This is a genomic window from Aromatoleum toluvorans, from assembly GCF_012910905.1.
Classification (GTDB): Bacteria; Pseudomonadota; Gammaproteobacteria; order Burkholderiales; family Rhodocyclaceae; genus Aromatoleum; species Aromatoleum toluvorans.
The window spans coordinates 22,893-40,978 of record NZ_WTVN01000009.1; the positions used below are offsets into that span (position 1 = coordinate 22,893).

Consider the following 18,086-nt stretch of genomic DNA (forward strand, 5'->3'; position numbering starts at 1 on the left):
GCTCAGGCCGACACCGGTGTGCCGTGCTCCGCCGCGAGCGGGTTGCGTTCGCGCCGCGCGAGCAGCGTATAGACCGTCGGCACGACGAAAAGCGTGAAGAAGGTCCCCAGCAGCAGCCCGCCGACGATCACCCAGCCGATCTGCTGGCGGCTCTCCGCCCCCGCCCCGGTCGCGAGCGCGAGCGGGATCGAGCCCAGCACCATCGCGCCGGTGGTCATCAGGATGGGCCGCAGGCGCAGCACCGACGCCTCGACGACCGCATCGCGCAGCGCCGCCCCCTGGTCGCGCAGCTGGTTCGCGAACTCGACGATCAGGATGCCGTGCTTGGTGATCAGCCCGACCAGCGTCACCAGCCCGATCTGGCTATACACGTTGAGCGTGCCGCCCGCGAAGTACAGCGCCGCGAGCGCGCCGGTCATCGACAGCGGCACCGTCAGCATGATGATGAAGGGGTCGCGGAAGCTCTCGAACTGCGCCGCCAGCACGAGGTAGATGAAGGCCAGCGCGAGCACGAAGGTCAGCGCCAGGCTCGCCGAGCTGGTCTTGAACTCGCGCGACTGGCCGTCGTAGTCGACCGCATAGCCGGCCGGCAGGATGCGCGCCGCCGTGCCCTCCATCCACGCCAGCGCCTCACCCATCGCGAAGCCGGGCGCGAGGTTCGCCGAGATCGTCACCGAACGCCGCTGCCCGAAGTGGTTGAGCTCGCGCGGACTCACGCGGTCCTGCACCTTCACGAGGTTCGCCAGCGGCACCATCTCGCCGTTCTTCGCGCGCACGTAGATGTCGCGGATGTCGCGCGCGACCGCGCGGCTCGGCGCCGCCACCTGCACGATCACGTCGTACTGCTCGGCGTCCTGCTTGTAGCGCGTCACCTGGCGACCGCCCAGCATGGTCTCGAGCGTACGCCCGATCACATCGACCGGAATGCCGAGGTCGGCCGCCTTGTCGCGGTCGACGTCGACCGCGAGCTCCGGCTTGGTCAGCTTCAGGTCCGTGTCCGGCGACACGAAGCCCGGCTGCTGGCGCATCGCGTCGAGGAACTGGTCCGTGTAGCGCGCCAGCTCGTCGTAGGACTCGGACGTCGTGACGACGAAGCTGATCGGCCGCGTGCGCGGGCTCTGGCCGAAGGACGCCGGCAGCACCGGGAACACCTGCAGGCCGGGGATCGCCACCATCTTCGGCCGCATCTCGCCGGCGATCGCGGTCGCGCTGCGCTCGCGCGCCTTCCAGTCGGTGAAACCGGCAAAGGAGATGCCCTGCGACACGGTCGGGTTGCCCGAGATCACGAGGTAGCGGTCCACCTCGGGCACCTTCGAATAGATCCCCTCGAGCTGTGCCGCATAGCGCGCCATGAAGTCGATTGTCGCGCCCTCCGGCCCGGAGAAGATGCCCACCACGCGGCCACGGTCCTCGACCGGCGCGAGCTCGGTCTTCAGCGTCTTCAACAGCAGCAGCGAAGTCCCCGCCACCACGGCGAACGCCAGCATCACCACCCAGCGCAGGTTCAGCGCCACCCCCAGCACGCGGCGGTAACCCGCCGTCAGCCACGCCAGGAAGCCCTCGATCGCGTTGTACAGCCGCCCGTGCCTCTTCTCGTGGCGCAGCAGCTTCGAGCACATCATCGGCGACAGCGTCAGCGCCACGAAGCCCGACACGATCACCGCGCCGGCGAGCGTCAGCGCGAACTCCGTGAACAGCTTGCCGGTGCGCCCGGTCATGAACGCCACCGGCGCATACACCGCCGCCAGCGTGATCGTCATCGCAACCACCGCGAAACCGATCTCCTTCGCCCCGCGGAAGGCCGCCGCGAGCGGCTCCATGCCTTCCTCGACGTGGCGGTAGATGTTCTCCAGCACGACGATCGCGTCATCGACGACGAGGCCGATCGCCAGCACCAGCGCCAGCAGCGTCAGGGTGTTGATCGAGAAGCCGAACAGGAACATCAGCGCGAACGCCCCCACCAGCGACACCGGGATCGTCACCAGCGGAATCAGCATCGCGCGCCAGTTGCGCAGGAAGAAGAAGCAGATCACCGCGACCAGCAGCACCGCCTCCCAGATCGTGCTGAACACCGACGCAATCGAGCGATCGATGAACACCGTCGTATCGTTGGCGATGTCCATGCGCATGCCTTCGGGCAGCTCCGCCTGCAGCACCGGCAGCATCTCCACGAGCCCGCGCTTGAGATCCAGCGGATTCGCCACCGACTGCTTGATCAGCCCGATCGACACCGCCGGCTTGCCCATGAAGCGCACCAGCGTGCGCTCGTTCTGCGCCGCGACCTCGACCCGGCCGACGTCGCGGATGCGCACCGCGTAGCCGCCGGGCGCCTGCGGCTGGCGCACGACGATGGACTCGAACTCGCGCGGCGTCGCCAGATCGGTCTGCGCCACCACCGCGAATTCGCGCTCGCGGCTCTCGATGCGCCCCGCCGGCAGCTCGACGTTCTGGCGCCGGATCGCATCCTCGACGTCCTGCGGCGTCAGCCGGAAGGCGGCGAGCCGCTCGCGGTCCAGCCAGATGCGCATCGAATAGCGGCGCTCGCCGAACATGCGCGCGTCCGCCGCCCCGGACAGCGTCTGCAGGCGCGGCTTGACCACGCGGCTGGCGAAATCGGAAAGCTCCAGCGGCGAATGGCGGTCCGACGAGAACGCGATCCAGATGATCGGGTTGGCGTCGGCCTCCACCTTCGAGATCACCGGCTCGTCGATGTCGTCCGGCAGGCGCCGGCGCACGCGCGACACACGGTCGCGCACGTCCGCGGCGGCGCTGTCGGCGCTGCGCTCGATGCGGAAACGCACCGTGATCTGGCTGCGCTCCTGGCGGCTGATCGACTGCAGCACGTCGACGCCCTCGATGCCGGCGAGCGAATCCTCCAGCGGCTTCGTCACCTGCGACTCGACGATCTCCGCGCTCGCCCCGGTATAGGTGGTATCGACGGTCACGACCGGCTCGTCGATGTTGGGGTACTCGCGCACGGTCAGGCGCGAATACGACATCAGCCCGATCAGCAGCACCAGCAGCGACAGCACCGTCGCGAACACCGGGCGCTTGATGCAGATCTCCGACAGGACCATGGCCGCCCCCTCAGCTCGCCGGCTTGGCGGTGCCCGCTTCGGGCGCGACCGGCACGTCACCGCCCCCCACGACCCGCACCGCCGCCCCGTCGCGCAGCTTCAGCTGCCCGGCGGTCACGACCAGGTCGCCCGCCTGCACACCCGTGACGATCTCCACCCGCGTGCCGCGCCGCGCGCCGGTCTTCACCTCGACGCGCTGCGCCTTGCCCTCCACGACGCGATACACGAACTGCACGTCGCCCGGCGCCGGCACCAGCGCCTCCTCGGGCACCACCGCGACGTTCGCGCGCTCCTGCAGGATCAGCCGCACGCGCGCGAACATCCCCGGGCGCAGACGCAGCCCGTCGTTTTGCAGCGTCGCGCGCATCACTACCGCCCGCCCCTGCTCGTCGACGAGCGGATCGATCGCGCTCACCACCGCGGCGAAGCGCCTGCCCTCCACCGCATCGGACGCGAGCTCCAGCTTCTGCCCCGGCCGGATCTGCGCAAGGTAGATCTCCGGCAGCCGGAAATCGACCTTGAGCGTCGCGATGTCCTCCAGATTGACGAGCACCTCGCCTTCCTTGACGTAATCGCCGACGCTCACGTTGCGAATGCCGACGATCCCCGCGAAGGGCGCGCGGACGCGCATCTTGCCGAGGCGCGCCTCGGCCAGCGCCATGTTCGCGCGCGCCACTTCCAGCCGCGAAGCCGCCTCGTCACGCGCGCTCTGGCTCAGGAACTTGCGGGTGAAGAGGTCCTCGGTGCGGCCGAAATTGGCCTGCGCCAGCGCGAGGTTCGCCCGCGCCTGCTGCACCTCGGCCTGCTGCACGGCGGCATCGAACTCGACGAGCACGTCACCGTGCCGGACCGGGCTGCCTTCGCGGAAGCGGATCGCCGCGATGCGCCCGGCAACCTCGGGGCGCAGGACCACCGACTCGTTCGAGCGCAGCGTTCCCACCGCGGTCACGTCATCCGCCATCGCCTCGGCCACGACGGCGGCCGTCTCGACGTCCGCGGGCCCCTGCACGGCCGCCGCGCTGGCGGCTGCGGCTGCCGTCGACTTCGCACCGGGCACCAACTGGGCCGACCCGACACTGCGGTTCGCGTAATACGCATAGCCCGCGAGGGCGGCAATTCCGGCAAGGCTGACGGCGGCGATCAGGCGACGACGGGCGGGCATCTTCGGCGAGCACTCAAAAAAGGATCCGGAGAAAAAAACGAGCGCACCCCTAAGTGGTGCGCTCCCTGACTACTGCAGACAACCCGCCCGGCAGTGAGTTGCACGGACAGCGGGAGCGCCTTTCCGCGCCCCCTCGGCAAGGCGGAAAACCTCAGGCGACCGTCGTCTGCGCCACGCCTTCCGCGCGCGCCTCGATGCGTCCCAGGCGATACACCGTCTCACCGGCGGCCTGCAGATTCGCGATCGCCGCATCGGCCTGCTCGGGCGCCACGATCACGACCATGCCGACGCCGCAGTTGAACACGCGGTACATCTCCTGGTCGGCGACGTTGCCTTCCTGCTTCAGCCACTGGAACAGCGGCGGCAGGGTCCACGACGACGCATCGATCTTCGCCGTCAGGTTGTCGGCCAGGATGCGCGGCACGTTCTCCGTCAGGCCGCCGCCGGTGATGTGCGCCATGCCCTTCACGACGCCCGGGATCGCGCGCATCAGCCCCAGCATCGGCTTCACGTACAGGCGCGTCGGCTCGAGCACGACGTCGCGGAACGGCCGGCCGTGGAAATCGGCGTCCAGGTCCGGCTTGGCACGCTCGATGATCTTGCGGATCAGCGAATAGCCGTTCGAATGCGCGCCGCTCGACGCGAGCCCCAGCACCACGTCGCCCGGCTTGATCGTCGAACCGTCGATGATCTCCGACTTCTCGACCGCGCCGACCGCGAAGCCCGCGAGGTCGTACTCGCCGTCCGGGTACATGCCCGGCATCTCCGCGGTCTCGCCGCCGATCAGCGCGCAGCCCGACAGCTCGCAGCCGCGCGCGATGCCGCCGACGACCGCCGCGGCGGTATCGACGTCGAGCTTGCCGCAGGCGAAGTAGTCGAGGAAGAACAGCGGCTCGGCACCCTGCACGAGGATGTCGTTCACGCTCATCGCGACCAGATCCTGGCCGACCGTGTCGTGCTTGTTCAGCTGGAACGCCAGCTTCAGCTTCGTGCCGACGCCGTCGGTGCCGGACACCAGCACCGGCTCGCGGTACTTCTTCGACAGTTCGAACAGCGCGCCGAAGCCGCCGATGCCGCCCAGCACCTCGGGGCGCATGGTGCGTTTCGCCAGCGGCTTGATGCGGTCGACGAGGGCGTCACCGGCGTCGATATCGACACCGGCATCACGGTAGGAAAGCGAAGTTTTCGGGGAGCTCAAGATCGTTCCTCAGGCTTGCGGGATGCGCGTTCTGGCCGACCCGGCGGGCGGCGGAACTTGAGGCCGCAACGCCAAGTGGCTACATTTACGGGTTTCGCGGGTCGCCGAGCGCCCGCGCCAAGTCCGCGATTTTACTCGAAATGAACCCTTCCCGCGCCGACCGTCTGCAAACCGCCGCCTGGGCCGGCGTCGCGCTCGCGCTGGGCGGACTTTTCTACGTCCTGTCGCCGATCCTCGCCCCCTTCGCGATCGCCGCGGTGTTCGCCTATATCTGCGATCCGGCGGTCAACGGGATGGTCGCGCGCCGCATCCCGCGCCCCGTCGCGGTGCTGCTCGTGATCCTCGGCGCCGGCCTGCTCCTGCTGCTGCTGTCGCTGATCCTCGTGCCGATGGTGTACCGCGAAGCCGTCGCCCTGCTGCGCCGCCTGCCCGATCTCGTCGAACTCCTCAACGCCCGCCTCGCCCCGCTGCTGCTGACCCACTTCGACGTCGAATTCCAGCTCGACGCGGCCTTCATCCGCAGCTGGATCGCCGAACACTGGAGCAGCGCCCAGGATCTCATCCCCGTCGTGCTGAACCACCTGCGCCAGGGCGGCACGGCGCTCCTCGGCGTCGCCGCGAGCATCTTCCTCGTGCCGGTCGTGATGTTCTACCTGCTGCAGGACTGGCCGCACATCCTCGGCGGCCTGCAGACCGTGATCCCGCGCCCGATGCTGGAACGCACGATGCGCATCATCAACGACATCGACCGCGTGCTCTCCGAATTCCTGCGCGGCCAGCTCTCGGTGATGCTGCTGCTCGCCGTCTACTACAGCGTCGGCCTGTGGATCGCCGGCCTCAAGTTCGCGCTGCCGGTCGGCGTCATCACCGGCCTGCTGGTGTTCATCCCCTACGTCGGCTTCGGCGGCGGCCTGCTGCTCGCGATCCTCACCGCCCTGCTGCAGGCCGAAGGCTGGTCGCCGCTCATCGGCGTCGCCATCGTGTTCGGCCTCGGCCAGCTCATCGAAAGCTTCCTCCTCACCCCCTACCTCGTCGGCGAACGCATCGGCCTGCACCCGCTCGCGGTCATCTTCGCGCTGATGGCCTTCGGCCAGCTGTTCGGCTTCGTCGGCATCCTCGTCGCCCTCCCCGCCAGCGCCGCCATCCTCGTCGGCCTGCGCGAAGTGCGCACGGCCTGGCTCACGAGCCGCGTCTATCTGGGCGCCCCGCCCGCGGACGATCCGCAATGAAACAGCTCGTCCTCGACATCCGCCCCGACGCCCCCCCGACCCTCGACAACTTCGTCGTCGGTGGCAACGAAGAGCTCATCGCGGCGCTGCGCGCCCTCGCCGATCCGCCTCCGTCCCCGCTCCCCGGCCACCTCTACCTCTGGGGGGCCGCCGGCTGCGGCCGCAGCCATCTCCTGCGCGGCGCACTCGCCGCCGCCATCGGACGGCCCACGGCCTGCATCGCCGCGCACGAAGTCGGCCACGAATTGCCGCAGACGCCCGGCTTGCTCCTCGCCGTCGACGATGTCGACGGCCTCGACGACGACGCCCAGATCGCGCTCTTCAACGCCTTCAACCGCTCGCGCGGCCTCGGCCAGACGCTGCTGCTCGCGGGCAACGCAGCGCCGCGCCGGCTCGTCCTGCGCGAGGACCTGCGCACCCGCATCGGCCAGTGCCTGATCTACGAGGTGCGCCCGCTCGACGACGAATCGCGCGCGGCCATCCTCGCGACGCTGGCCGCGCGCCGCGGCCTGCGGCTGGCCGACGACGTCATCGACTTCCTCATGCGCCACGGCCGCCGCGACCTGCCCAGCCTGCTCGCGGTGCTCGACGCCCTCGACACCGCCTCCCTCGAACGCAAGCGCGCCGTCACGCTGCCGCTGCTGCGCGAAATGATGCAGGCCGGCCTCGACATCTGAGCCGGCCGCCCCAACCCCAAGGAAACACAGTGGATCTCGTCCTTTTCGACCTCGACAACACCCTCCTCGCCGGCGACTCCGACTTCGAGTGGGCCCAGTTCCTCATCGCCAAGGGCGTCCTCGACCGCGAGGTGCAGGAAGCGAGGAACGTCAGATTCTACGAGCAGTACAAGGACGGCACGCTCGACATCTTCGAATTCCTCGACTTCCAGCTCGCCCCGCTCGCCCGCCATCCGCGCGAGCAGCTCGACGCCTGGCACCGCGAGTTCATGGCGACCTCGATCACGCCGATGATCACCGACCAGGCGCGCGCGCTGGTGCGCCGGCACCTCGACAGCGGCGCGCTCGTCGCCGTCGTCACCGCCACCAACAGCTTCGTCACCGGCCCCATCGTGCGCGAATTCGGCATCCCGCACCTCGTCGCGACGATCCCGGCGCAGGAGAACGGGGCCTTCACCGGCAAGCCGCGCGGCATGCCCGCGTTCAAGGCCGGCAAGATCGAACGCGTCGACGCCTGGCTCGAATCGCTCGGCCTCTATACCGGCAGCTTCGCGCGCTCGTGGTTCTACAGCGACTCGCACAACGACCTGCCGCTGATGGCGCGCGTCACCGACCCGGTCGCCGTCGACCCCGACGACAAGCTGCGCGCCCACGCACAGGCGGCCGGCTGGCCGGTCATCTCGCTGCGCTGACCGCCGTCACGAACGGCCCCACCCCGAGATGCAGTCCCTACCGCAGTGCCGCATCGGTTATGATTCACGGCTTATGTTGACCGCCAGTCTCTCCTTCCAATGATCCGCAAGCTGCTGCGTAAAGTCTTCCGCCGCGCTGCGTCGCCCATCAACACCGAACCGGCGCTGGTCCCCGTCACCCAGCACGGCATCCGCCGCGAACAGATCTCGCCCGCCGCCCGCAAGGTATGCACGGTGCTGCAGGAGTCCGGCCACAAGGCCTTCGTCGTCGGCGGCGCCGTGCGCGACCTGCTGGTCGGCCACCCGCCCAAGGACTACGACGTCGCCACGAGCGCGACGCCCGAGGAAGTGCGCGCGCTGTTCCGCCGCTCGCGCATCATCGGCCGCCGCTTCAAGATCGTGCACGTCATGAGCGGCCCGGAAACGATCGAGGTGTCGACCTTCCGCGCCAGCCAGACCGCCGAGGACGCCGAAACCGACGAGCACGGCCGCGTGCTGCGCGACAACGTGTACGGCTCGCAGGCCGAGGACGCCACGCGCCGCGACTTCACCGTCAACGCGCTGTACTACGACCCGACCACCGAGCAGATCCTCGACTACCACCACGGCGTCGCGGACCTCAAGCACAAGACGCTGCGCATCATCGGCGACCCGCGCGCGCGCTACCGCGAAGACCCGGTGCGCATGCTGCGCGGCGTACGCCTCGGCGCGAAGCTCGGCCTCACGCTCGACCCGGCCGCACGCAACCCCATCCGCGAAATGGCAGAACTCCTCGAGAACGTGCCCGCGGCGCGCCTCTTCGACGAGATGCTCAAGCTGCTGTTCTCGGGCTACGCGCTGCGCTGCCTCAAGCAGCTGCGCGAGGAAGGCCTGCACCACGGCCTGCTGCCGCTCCTCGACGTGATCCTCGAGCAGCCGCTGGGGGCGCGCTTCGTCACGCTGTCGCTGGAAAACACCGACGAGCGCGTGCGCGCCGACAAGCCCGTCTCCCCCGGCTTCCTGTTCGCGACCCTGCTGTGGCACGAAGTGCTCGCCAACTGGGAAGGGCGCAAGAAGAACGGCGAACACAACCAGCCCGCGCTCTTCGCCGCGATGGACGAAGTGCTCGACCTGCAGGCCGGCAAGCTCGCGATCACCAAGCGCATCGTCGGCGACATCAAGGAAATCTGGGCGCTGCAGCCGCGCTTCGAAAAGTGCAGCGGCAAGGCGCCCTACCGCCTCATCGAGCAGCCGCGCTACCGCGCCGCGTGGGACTTCCTGCGCCTGCGCGCGCAGTCCGGCGAAATCGATGCCGCGCTGCCCGACTGGTGGGACCGCTTCGCCCACGCCGGCCACGACGCCCGTGATGCCCTGCTCGCCGAAGCGCCCGCCGCCGAAGCCCCCGAGCGCAAGCGCCGCCGTCGCCGCCGCAAGCCGGCTGCGGCCGAGGCCGCCACCAGCGACGCATCATGACCGGCCATCGCCCGCCGCCGGGCCCGGGCGCGGTGCGCGCGTTCATCGCACTCGGCGCCAACCTGGGTGACGCCGCCGCGGCGCTCGAAAGCGCGTTCGCGGCGCTCGATGCGCTCGCGGACACGCGCCTCGTCGCCCGTTCCAGCCTCTACCGGACCGCCCCGATCGGCGTCACCGGACATCCCGACTACCTCAACGCCGTCGCCGCCGTCGACACCACGCTCGGCGCAAAACAGCTCCTCGACACCCTGCTCGCCCTCGAAGCGCAGCACGGCCGCACGCGCGAAACGGAGCTCGCCCCGCGCACGCTCGATCTCGACCTGCTCCTGTACGGCGACGCGACGATCAGCCAGCCCGGCCTCGAGATCCCCCACCCGCGCATGCACCTGCGCGCCTTCGTCCTCGTTCCGCTCGCAGAGATCGCGCCCGACACCGTGATCCCCGGCCGCGGCATCGCCGCCGAGTTGCTCGACGGTATCCGCGACCAGCGCATCGAGCGCCTGCCGCGCATCGCCTGACGCCCCGAACGCTGCGCATGACCGCCTGGATGCAGACCCTGCCCGCGTGGATGCAGACCGCGATGCTGCTCACCGCGTCCAACGTCTTCATGACCTTCGCGTGGTATGGCCATCTGAAGAACATGCAGTCGAAGGCCTGGTTCGCCGCCGCCATCGCCAGCTGGGGCATCGCCCTGTTCGAGTACCTGCTGCAGGTGCCGGCGAACCGCATCGGCGCGACCGAACTCAACCTTGCCCAGCTCAAGATCATGCAGGAGGTCATCACCCTGCTGGTCTTCGTTCCCTTCGTCGTGCTGTACATGAAGCAGCCCATCAAGCTTGACTACCTTTGGGCCGCCTTGTGTATGCTTGGTGCGGTATATTTCATTTTTCGAACCTAGAAGCGAATGTCCTGCATGCTCGACAAGGCAAGCTACATCGTGGTCGAGGGCCCCATCGGCGCGGGCAAGACCTCGCTCGCCCGGCGGCTGGCCGAACGCCTCGACGCCCGCCCCCTGTTCGAGCAGCCCGAACTGAACCCCTTCCTCGGGCGCTTCTACCAGGACGCCGAGCGCTGGGCGATGTCGACCCAGCTGCACTTCCTGTTCCAGCGCTTCGACCAGCTCGGGATCGTCGCCGAGGCCGTGGAAAAGCAGCAGCGCGTCGTGTCCGACTTCGTGCTGGACAAGGACCCGCTGTTCGCCGCGCTGAACCTCGCGCCGGACGAGCTCGCGCTGTACCAGCGCGTCTTCGACGCGATGAAACCGGCCGCGCCGCCCAAACCCGACCTCATCATCTACCTGCAGGCCAAGCCCGAAACCCTCGTTGACCGGGTCCGGCGCCGCGGTCTCGACACCGAACGGCGCATCACCGAGCAGTACCTCGAACGCGTCGCCGAACGTTACGCCCGCTTCTTCTACCAATACGATGCAGCGCCGCTGTTCATCGTCGATGCCGAGGTCCTGAACCCGGTCGACCATGACGACGACTTCGAGCTGCTCCTGGAGCGCCTGCGCAACATGCGCAGCTACCGCGAATTCTTCGGCTACGCAGCCTGACCTCCGGTCGGGCGAGATGCGAAACGGCTTGTGCCGCCGCGGAATTTAGTCAAAACTCGCGCCTCTTCCGAGGAACCCCCGATGAGCTACCTTCAGGACGAAAAACCGGTCACCCTGTCCGAACTGGGCAAGATGCGCGCCGAGGGGCGCAAGATCGCCATGCTCACCTGCTACGACGCGAGCTTCGCCGCGCTGCTCGAGCGTGCCGGCGTGGACGTCGCGCTGGTCGGCGACTCGCTGGGCAACGTCGTGCAGGGCCAGAAGTCGACCCTGCCGGTGACGCTCGACCAGATGGTGTACCACACCGAGTGCGTCGCCCGCGCGAACACCCGCCTCTTCGTCGTCGCGGACATGCCTTTCGGCAGCTACCAGGAAAACCCCCAGCAGGCCCTGCGCAATGCCGCGCGCCTCATGGCGGCCGGGGCCCACATGGTCAAGCTCGAAGGCGGCACCTTCATGGCCGACACCGTGCGCTTCCTCGTCGAGCGCGGCGTCCCCGTATGCGCCCACATCGGCCTCACGCCGCAATCGGTGAACCAGCTCGGCGGCTACCGGGTGCAGGGCCGTACCGAAGCCGGTGCCGCGCAGCTCAAGGCGGACGCGCTCGCGCTGGAGCAGGCCGGCGCCGCCCTGATGGTCATGGAGATGGTCCCCGCCGCCGTGGCCGGCGAAGTCACCGCCAGCCTCGGCTCGATGGCGACGATAGGCATCGGCGCCGGCCCGGCCTGCGACGGCCAGGTCCTGGTGCTGCACGACATGATCGGCGTCTACCCCGGCAAGAAGGCGCGCTTCGTCAGGAATTTCATGCCCGGTGCGGCCAGCATCGAGGAAGCGGTCGCCAGCTACGTCCGCGCGGTCAAGGATGGCAGCTTCCCCGCTGCCGAACATTGCTACTGAACGCAGTCCCCCGAGAACGCCCATGCAGATCCATACGACAATCGAGAGCCTGCGCGCCGCGCGCAAGACCGCCGGCAGGGTGGCCTTCGTCCCGACGATGGGCAACCTGCACGAAGGCCACATCACGCTGATGCGCCAGGCCGGCGAAAAGGCCGATGCCGTCATCGCCAGCATCTTCGTCAATCGCCTGCAGTTCGGCCCGCGCGAGGACTTCAACAGCTACCCGCGCACGCTCGCCGCGGACTGCGAAAAGCTCGAGGCAGCCGGCGTCGCCCACCTCTTCGCGCCCGACGAGGGCGTGATGTACCCGGAACCGCAGCACTACCATGTCGATCCGGCGCCGGCGCAGATCAGCATCCTCGAAGGCGAGTTCCGCCCCGGCCATTTCCGCGGCGTCGCCACCGTCGTGCTGAAGCTGCTCAACATCGTGCAACCCGACCTCGCACTGTTCGGCAAGAAGGACTACCAGCAGCTGATGGTCCTGCGCAACATGGTGCACCAGCTCGCCATCCCCGTCGAAGTGATGCCGGGCGAAACCGTGCGTGCCGAGGACGGCCTCGCACTGTCCTCGCGCAACGGCTACCTCTCGCCGGAAGAGCGCGCCGAGGCCCCGCGCCTCTATCGCCAGCTGCTGCGCATCTGCGAGGCAGTGCGCCGTGGCGACCACGATTTCCTCAAGCTCGAGACCGAAGCCGTCGCCGAACTCGCCGCACACGGCTGGAAACCCGATTACATCGCGGTGCGCCGCCGCGCCGACCTGCAGCCCCCGGTCCATGCGGACGACCCGCTTGTCGTGCTCGCCGCGGCCAAGCTCGGGCGCACCCGTCTCATCGACAACATCGAAATCTGACGCACACGGGCCCCCGGCGGCCCCGCCGCGGCACTGCGCACTTGCATCCGTGCCCGGTTCGTTTCAAGCTATGCCAGCATGCTCCCGATCGATGGGAGAGCCGCGTGAATGCCTAACTCGAACGGAGGGACACGATGCTTGCGACAACAGTGACAGTGCGACAGATTCTTGAACAGAAGGGCTCGACGACGCACTCGGTGGCGCCCGGCGTCAGCGTCCTCGACGCCCTGACGACGATGGCCAGGCACGATATCGGCTCCGTGCTGGTGATCGAGAACGACCGCCTCGTCGGCATCTTCACCGAACGCGACTACGCGCGGAAGCTCGTGCTCAAGGGCCTCAATTCGCGCGAAGCGACCGTGGACGACGTGATGACGCCCAACGTGTGCACGATCACCCCCTCGCTGGCGATCGACTCGGTGATGAACATCATGACGGAAAACCGCTTCCGTCACCTTCCGGTCGTCGAACACGGCCGCATCGTCGGCATCGTCACGATCGGCGACGTCGTCAAGACCATCATCGACCAGCAGGAAAAGACGATCAGCCACCTGTCGAACTACATCTCCGGCGAGCTGACCACCTGAACATCCGACGGGCCGCGGACACCGCGACCCGCCTGTCCCGTCGGCGCCGCGGCGCTCAGTCCGCCAGCGCCTTGCCGACGATTTCCGCAACGTCGGGCGACAGCCCCGGCGTTGCGGCGACCCGCTCGATCTGCGCGCGGATGCTCTGCCGCAGCGCCGGCGTGAAGCGCCGCCAGTTCTCCAGCGCCCGCGCCATGCGCGCCGCCACCTGCGGATTGCGCGCATCCAGCGCGATCACCTGATCGGCCCAGAATGCATGCCCGCTGCCGTCGGCCGCGTGGAACTCGGCCGGATTGGCGCGGAAGAAACTCCCCAGCAGCGCATACACCTTGTTCGGGTTGGAGAGGCTGAACGCGGCATCCTCCAGCAGTGCGCGCACGCGTTCGAGCACCGGTGCCGCCGCGGCGTCCCAGCGCCAGGCCGACGCCTGCAGCGCGAACCACTTGTCGAGCACCAGCGCGTCATCGCGGTAGCGTTCGTGAAAGCGCGCCAGCGCCGCCTCGCGCGCCGGACTCGCGCTCTGCACCAGTGCGGCCAGCGCACCGAAGCCCTCGGTCATGTTGTCGAAGCGCGCGAACTGCGCCTCCGCCCGCGCCATGCCCTCGGCCACACCCGCTGCCGCGAGGTACTTCAGGGCGAGATTGGCGAGCGCGCGCCTGCCCGCGTCGCCCGGGTGGTAGCGATACGCCCCCGGAACCTCCATCGCGGCACCGATCGCGAGCCACTCCGCCGCAAGCGTCTCGCCCAGCGCGCGCATCACGGACATCTGCGCCGCGCGCAAGGCCGCCGGATCGGCGGGCTCCATCCTTTCCAGCAGATAGGTCTCGGACGGCAGCGCCGCGGCCTGCGCGCGGAAGGCGGGATCCAGCGCGGCATCGCCGAGGAGCGCCCGGAAGGCCTGCACGAAAGCCGCCGGCAGGACGAGCGCGCGCCCGGCGGCGGCATCCGCGGCGAGCGCGAGGATCACCCGCTCCGCATAGCGCTGCGCCGCGTCCCAGCGGTTGAACGCGTCGGAATCGTATGCCATGCGGAACGCAAGGCGCTCGTCGCTCTCGTCCAGTTCGAGGATCACCGGCGCCGAGAAGCCGCGCAGCACCGAAGGCACCGGTTCGGCGGCCAGCCCGACGAAGCGGAAGACCCGCTCCGCCTCGGAAAGCACCAGCACGCGCGTCGTCGAGCTGGCGTGGTTTTCCCCTTCCAGGCTCAGCGCCAGATCCTTCCCGTCCGGCCCGATCAGGCCCACGGCCACCGGAATCACCAGCGGCTGCTTGTCCGGCTGCCCCGCCGTCGGCGGCGTGTGCTGCGACAGCGTCAGGGTATAGCTGCCGCTCTGCGCATCCCATGCGCCGGTCGCCTTCACGCGCGGCGTGCCTGCCTGGCTGTACCACAGCATGAACTGGTCGAGGTCGTAGCCGTTGGCTTCGGCCATGCAATCGACGAAATCGTCGCAGGTGACCGCCTGGCCGTCGTGATAGCTGAAGTAGAGGTCCATGCCGTTGCGGAAACCCTCCGCCCCCAGCAGGGTATGCAGCATGCGGATGACTTCCGCGCCCTTCTCGTACACCGTCGCGGTGTAGAAGTTGTTGATCTCCTGATAGCTCTCCGGCCGGATCGGATGCGCCATCGGCCCCGCGTCCTCGGGGAACTGCGCTGCGCGCAGCACGCGCACGTCGTCGATGCGCTTGACCGCGCGCGCCGAGGCCGCCCCGGTGTCGCCCGCGGCCTGCGCGAGCATGTCGGCCGAGAACTGCTGGTCGCGGAAGACCGTCAGGCCTTCCTTGAGCGTGAGCTGGAACCAGTCGCGGCAGGTCACGCGGTTGCCGGTCCAGTTGTGGAAGTATTCGTGCGCGACGACGCTCTCGATGTTCTCGTAATCGACGTCGGTCGCGGTGTCCGGCTTCGCCAGCACGTACTTGGCGTTGAAGATGTTGAGGCCCTTGTTCTCCATCGCGCCCATGTTGAAGTCGCTCACCGCGACGATCATGAAGCGCTCAAGGTCGAGCTCCAGCCCGAACACCTCCTCGTCCCAGCGCATCGCATGCACCAGCGACTCCATCGCGTGCGGCGTGCGGTCGAGATTGCCCTCCTCGACCCACACCTGCAGCAGCACCTCGCGCCCCGACGCGGTTGCGACGCGGCGCTCGAGCGCGACGAGCTTCGCCGCGACCAGCGCGAAGAGATAGGACGGCTTGGGGAAGGGATCGACCCACTTCGCGAAATGACGGCCGCCTTCCAGCGCGCCCTCCTCGACCAGGTTCCCGTTCGACAGCAGCACCGGATAGGCCGCGGCATCGGCCTCCAGCGTCACGGTGAAGCGCGTCATCGCATCGGGCCGGTCGGGAAAGTAAGTGATGCGGCGGAACCCCTCCGCCTCGCACTGCGTGAAGAAGCCGCCACGCGACACGTAGAGGCCCGAGAGCGTCGTGTTCGCCTGCGGGTTGATGCGCGTGACGATCCCGATCTCGGCCCGTGTCGCGTCGAGCGCAACGTCGATCCAGCCCTCGCCCTGCGTGACCTGGCCCGGCGCAGCCGGTACGCCGTCAACGCTCAGGCTCACGAGTTCGAGCTCGTCGCCCAGCAGGCGCAGCGGCGCCGCATCCGACGACCGGCGCACGCAACGCAGACGGCTCGTCACGAGGGTGGCCTCGGGGTCGAGCGCGAAGTGCAGCTCGACCTCGTCGATGGCCCACGCCAGCGGCGTGTAGTCGGATCGTTGAATGGTCGGGGCGTGTTCTGTTTTCATTGATTCTCCGGCAGTCCGGCCGCAAAGGGGACAAACCGCGAGTATACGCCCCCCCGTGGGGCACGGCGCCCGCGTCAGGGTAGCAGCACGATGCGCGTGCCCGCGAGGCGGTCGTGCAGGAACTGGCGATCGCGATCGACGAGCGCCCACGCCAGCCCGAGCCCGAAGCACAGCAGCGAGGGCCACGCGAGCGTATAGCGCAGCCAGCCCGTCGCAAGGCTCGGCGCCCGTCCGTCGGCGGTCACGAGGCGCAGCTTCCAGGTCTGCATCGCGAGCGTCTGGCCGCGGCGGCGCCAGTACCAGATGAAATACGCACCGAGCACCACATAGATGTGCAGCCACGCCACCCAGCCAGCCGGGGCGATACCGAAGAAGACGCCCAGCAGCAGGTAGGGAATCATGAAGGTGAGCGCCAGCACGCCGAGCAGCAGCAGGGCCTCGTACAGAAGGCTCGCCAAGCGCCGGCGCAGGCCGGCGAGTTCGACGGCCTGTGTCCTGGCAGGGGTTCCGGATTCGACGTTGCGGGAGGCTTGAGGGATATTGCGCGGGAGCTTGTTCTTCTTCATTCCTGCATGCCGCGCACGGGCGGTCGCTGTAAGGGACGCGTGATGCGCGGACCGGATTTGATCTGACGTTCTTCGGGGGGAATGCTGCGGTAACGCTGCCACTGCTCCTGCAGGGATTCGCGGCGGTAGGACGGAATGCTCCGCAGTGCACGATACTGGTCGCGTGCGCGCTCGCGCTGGTCCGGCCTGAGGTCCGCCCAGTCCCGCATGCGCGCGCGAATGCGCGCCTGCTCTTCCGGCGTGAGGCGCGAATAGCGATCGGCAACGCCCAGCCACCGCTGGCGCTGCACTTCGTTCATCGCGTTCCAGTCGTCCGACAGCGGGGCAAGCACCGAGCGCTGTGCAGACGTCAGCCCCGACCACGAGGGTGCGCCGATCGGCGCGACCGCGGCGACCGGACCGCTCAGCACCGCCACGAGCATCAGGATCGCGAGTCTTGCTGCAGCCATGCCTTGAAATCCGCGTCGAGATACGCGTCGATCGGGAGGTCGTCGATCAGCAGGGCGGTATCGACCTCCTCCATCTCGCTCACGCGCAGCCACGTCATCCAGTAGTCGCCTGCCAGCACGGCGACCAGAATGGCCGCTGCGAGCGCCGCCGGGCGTATCATCGGCGGGAACACGCGCCGCAACGCACTGCCGATCGCCCCGACCAGGGACCGCCGCTCCGGGCGATGTCCGGCGAGCGCACGCTCGCGCGCACGCCGCAGGCGTTCCGCGACGTCATCGTCAACGCTTCGCGCGCCCGCTGTCAGCCGCGCGGCGACCTTCCGGGCAAAAAGCTCCTCGCTCATAACTCGATTCCCTTCGCTTTCAAGGCTGCCGCCAGCGTCTGCGTGGCGCGCGAACAGTGTGTCTTCACGCTCCCCTCCGAGCAGCCCATCGCCGCGGCCGTCTCGGCAATATCCATCTCTTCCCAATAACGCATGAGAAAGGCTTCCCGTTGACGGGGCGGCAGGCGCTCGATCTCGCGCTCGATCGCCGCCAGCGTGCGTGTGCGCTCGTACTGCGCGTGCGGCGTGTCGGCCCGCGCTTCGTCGGGCTCCCCTGCGAGGGTGTCGAGCGGATCGTTGTCGTTGTCCTGCTCGTCGTCGCCGATGAAGGACGACAACAGCGTCGTCCAGGTGTTGCGCACCTTCTGCCGCCGCAGCGCGTCGTAGATGACGTTCTGCAGGATGCGCTGGAACAGCATCGGAAACTCGCTCGCCGGGCGCTCGCCATAGCTGACGGAGAGCTTGAGCATCGCGTCCTGCACCGCATCCAGTGCCGCGTCGTCGTTGCGCAGCGCGTAAGCCGCCTGCTTGAACGCACGCTTTTCGACACCCTGGAGAAATGCGGAGAGTTCTGCCCGGTTAGCCAGCTCTGGATCCTTATGAAAACCGGTTATTCAGGCCGTTTGTGC

The 18,086-nt window shown here is 68.6% G+C and carries 18 protein-coding genes; 10 read left to right on the forward strand and 8 right to left on the reverse strand.

Going from position 1 to position 18,086, the window contains the following annotated elements; genetic code table 11:
* Positions 1–2 precede the first annotated feature (2 nt).
* From GPA22_RS07870 to purM, 3 genes are all read right to left on the reverse strand, one after another.
* Positions 3–3,077, reverse strand: a complete 3,075-nt coding sequence (locus tag GPA22_RS07870; RefSeq protein ID WP_169255545.1) for an efflux RND transporter permease subunit — start codon at positions 3,075–3,077, stop codon at positions 3–5.
* 10 nt (positions 3,078–3,087) lie between these two features.
* Positions 3,088–4,239, reverse strand: a complete 1,152-nt coding sequence (locus tag GPA22_RS07875; RefSeq protein WP_169255546.1) for an efflux RND transporter periplasmic adaptor subunit — start codon at positions 4,237–4,239, stop codon at positions 3,088–3,090.
* 151 nt (positions 4,240–4,390) lie between these two features.
* Positions 4,391–5,437 carry a phosphoribosylformylglycinamidine cyclo-ligase gene (gene purM / locus GPA22_RS07880; RefSeq protein ID WP_169255547.1) on the reverse strand — a complete coding sequence of 349 codons (1,047 nt, stop codon included), beginning with the start codon at positions 5,435–5,437 and terminating at the stop codon, positions 4,391–4,393.
* 140 nt (positions 5,438–5,577) lie between these two features.
* Between purM and GPA22_RS07885 the strand changes: the two genes are divergently transcribed.
* From GPA22_RS07885 to GPA22_RS07930, 10 genes are all read left to right on the forward strand, one after another.
* Positions 5,578–6,666: an AI-2E family transporter gene (locus tag GPA22_RS07885; protein WP_169255548.1), complete on the forward strand. Its 1,089-nt coding sequence runs from the start codon at positions 5,578–5,580 to the stop codon at positions 6,664–6,666.
* The gene (gene hda / locus GPA22_RS07890) at positions 6,663–7,343 is read left to right on the forward strand and encodes a DnaA regulatory inactivator Hda (protein ID WP_169255549.1); all 681 of its coding nucleotides are present in this window, start codon (positions 6,663–6,665) and stop codon (positions 7,341–7,343) included. Before GPA22_RS07885 ends, hda begins: the two co-directional genes overlap by 4 nt.
* Positions 7,344–7,372: 29 nt before the next feature.
* Positions 7,373–8,035 carry a histidinol-phosphatase gene (locus GPA22_RS07895; RefSeq protein ID WP_169255550.1) on the forward strand — a complete coding sequence of 221 codons (663 nt, stop codon included), beginning with the start codon at positions 7,373–7,375 and terminating at the stop codon, positions 8,033–8,035.
* 99 nt (positions 8,036–8,134) lie between these two features.
* Positions 8,135–9,487 (forward strand): polynucleotide adenylyltransferase PcnB, encoded by a 1,353-nt coding sequence (gene pcnB / locus GPA22_RS07900; RefSeq protein ID WP_169255551.1) that lies wholly within the window; start codon positions 8,135–8,137, stop codon positions 9,485–9,487.
* Positions 9,484–10,005, forward strand: coding sequence for a 2-amino-4-hydroxy-6-hydroxymethyldihydropteridine diphosphokinase (folK, locus tag GPA22_RS07905; protein WP_169255552.1), 522 nt, complete (start codon positions 9,484–9,486; stop codon positions 10,003–10,005). The genes pcnB and folK overlap by 4 nt, the downstream gene beginning before the upstream one ends.
* Before the next feature lie 17 nt (positions 10,006–10,022).
* A complete protein-coding gene (locus GPA22_RS07910) occupies positions 10,023–10,385 on the forward strand; it encodes a DMT family protein (RefSeq protein ID WP_169255553.1) in 363 nt (120 codons plus the stop codon).
* A gap of 15 nt (positions 10,386–10,400) precedes the next feature.
* Entirely contained in the window at positions 10,401–11,042 is a 642-nt protein-coding gene (locus GPA22_RS07915; RefSeq protein WP_169255554.1) for a deoxynucleoside kinase, read from the forward strand.
* Positions 11,043–11,123: 81 nt separating this feature from the next.
* On the forward strand, positions 11,124–11,939 hold the full coding sequence (panB, locus tag GPA22_RS07920) for a 3-methyl-2-oxobutanoate hydroxymethyltransferase (protein ID WP_169255555.1): 816 nt from the start codon (positions 11,124–11,126) through the stop codon (positions 11,937–11,939).
* 22 nt (positions 11,940–11,961) lie between these two features.
* Entirely contained in the window at positions 11,962–12,789 is an 828-nt protein-coding gene (gene panC / locus GPA22_RS07925; protein ID WP_169255556.1) for a pantoate--beta-alanine ligase, read from the forward strand.
* Positions 12,790–12,923: 134 nt separating this feature from the next.
* Positions 12,924–13,376, forward strand: a complete 453-nt coding sequence (locus GPA22_RS07930) for a CBS domain-containing protein (RefSeq protein ID WP_169255557.1) — start codon at positions 12,924–12,926, stop codon at positions 13,374–13,376.
* Between the two features lie 55 nt (positions 13,377–13,431).
* Here GPA22_RS07930 and pepN read toward each other — a convergent pair whose 3' ends face one another.
* The 5 genes from pepN to GPA22_RS07955 all read right to left on the reverse strand — a co-directional run bounded on the left by pepN (position 13,432) and on the right by GPA22_RS07955 (position 18,071).
* Positions 13,432–16,119, reverse strand: coding sequence for an aminopeptidase N (gene pepN / locus GPA22_RS07935; RefSeq protein WP_169255558.1), 2,688 nt, complete (start codon positions 16,117–16,119; stop codon positions 13,432–13,434).
* A gap of 74 nt (positions 16,120–16,193) precedes the next feature.
* Complete coding sequence (locus GPA22_RS07940) at positions 16,194–16,685, reverse strand: RDD family protein (protein WP_169255559.1); 492 nt, start codon at positions 16,683–16,685, stop codon at positions 16,194–16,196.
* Entirely contained in the window at positions 16,682–17,134 is a 453-nt protein-coding gene (locus GPA22_RS07945) for a DUF3106 domain-containing protein (protein WP_169255560.1), read from the reverse strand. The genes GPA22_RS07940 and GPA22_RS07945 overlap by 4 nt, the downstream gene beginning before the upstream one ends.
* Complete coding sequence (locus GPA22_RS07950; RefSeq protein WP_169255561.1) at positions 17,107–17,478, reverse strand: DUF3619 family protein; 372 nt, start codon at positions 17,476–17,478, stop codon at positions 17,107–17,109. Before GPA22_RS07950 ends, GPA22_RS07945 begins: the two co-directional genes overlap by 28 nt.
* Positions 17,475–18,071, reverse strand: a complete 597-nt coding sequence (locus tag GPA22_RS07955) for an RNA polymerase sigma factor (RefSeq protein ID WP_343035987.1) — start codon at positions 18,069–18,071, stop codon at positions 17,475–17,477. Before GPA22_RS07955 ends, GPA22_RS07950 begins: the two co-directional genes overlap by 4 nt.
* Positions 18,072–18,086: the final 15 nt, after the last annotated feature.

Bases quoted from the DNA above. Each gene is read 5' to 3' on its own strand.
- pcnB (WP_169255551.1), top strand. From the start codon at position 8,135: ATGATCCGCAAGCTGCTGCGTAAAGTCTTCCGCCGCGCTGCGTCGCCC.
- GPA22_RS07950 (WP_169255561.1), bottom strand. From the start codon at position 17,478: ATGAGCGAGGAGCTTTTTGCCCGGAAGGTCGCCGCGCGGCTGACAGCG.
- pepN (WP_169255558.1), bottom strand. From the start codon at position 16,119: ATGAAAACAGAACACGCCCCGACCATTCAACGATCCGACTACACGCCG.
- GPA22_RS07870 (WP_169255545.1), bottom strand. From the start codon at position 3,077: ATGGTCCTGTCGGAGATCTGCATCAAGCGCCCGGTGTTCGCGACGGTG.
- GPA22_RS07885 (WP_169255548.1), top strand. From the start codon at position 5,578: ATGAACCCTTCCCGCGCCGACCGTCTGCAAACCGCCGCCTGGGCCGGC.
- folK (WP_169255552.1), top strand. From the start codon at position 9,484: ATGACCGGCCATCGCCCGCCGCCGGGCCCGGGCGCGGTGCGCGCGTTC.
- GPA22_RS07945 (WP_169255560.1), bottom strand. From the start codon at position 17,134: ATGGCTGCAGCAAGACTCGCGATCCTGATGCTCGTGGCGGTGCTGAGC.
- hda (WP_169255549.1), top strand. From the start codon at position 6,663: ATGAAACAGCTCGTCCTCGACATCCGCCCCGACGCCCCCCCGACCCTC.
- GPA22_RS07930 (WP_169255557.1), top strand. From the start codon at position 12,924: ATGCTTGCGACAACAGTGACAGTGCGACAGATTCTTGAACAGAAGGGC.
- GPA22_RS07910 (WP_169255553.1), top strand. From the start codon at position 10,023: ATGACCGCCTGGATGCAGACCCTGCCCGCGTGGATGCAGACCGCGATG.
- panC (WP_169255556.1), top strand. From the start codon at position 11,962: ATGCAGATCCATACGACAATCGAGAGCCTGCGCGCCGCGCGCAAGACC.
- GPA22_RS07940 (WP_169255559.1), bottom strand. From the start codon at position 16,685: ATGAAGAAGAACAAGCTCCCGCGCAATATCCCTCAAGCCTCCCGCAAC.
- GPA22_RS07915 (WP_169255554.1), top strand. From the start codon at position 10,401: ATGCTCGACAAGGCAAGCTACATCGTGGTCGAGGGCCCCATCGGCGCG.
- panB (WP_169255555.1), top strand. From the start codon at position 11,124: ATGAGCTACCTTCAGGACGAAAAACCGGTCACCCTGTCCGAACTGGGC.
- GPA22_RS07875 (WP_169255546.1), bottom strand. From the start codon at position 4,239: ATGCCCGCCCGTCGTCGCCTGATCGCCGCCGTCAGCCTTGCCGGAATT.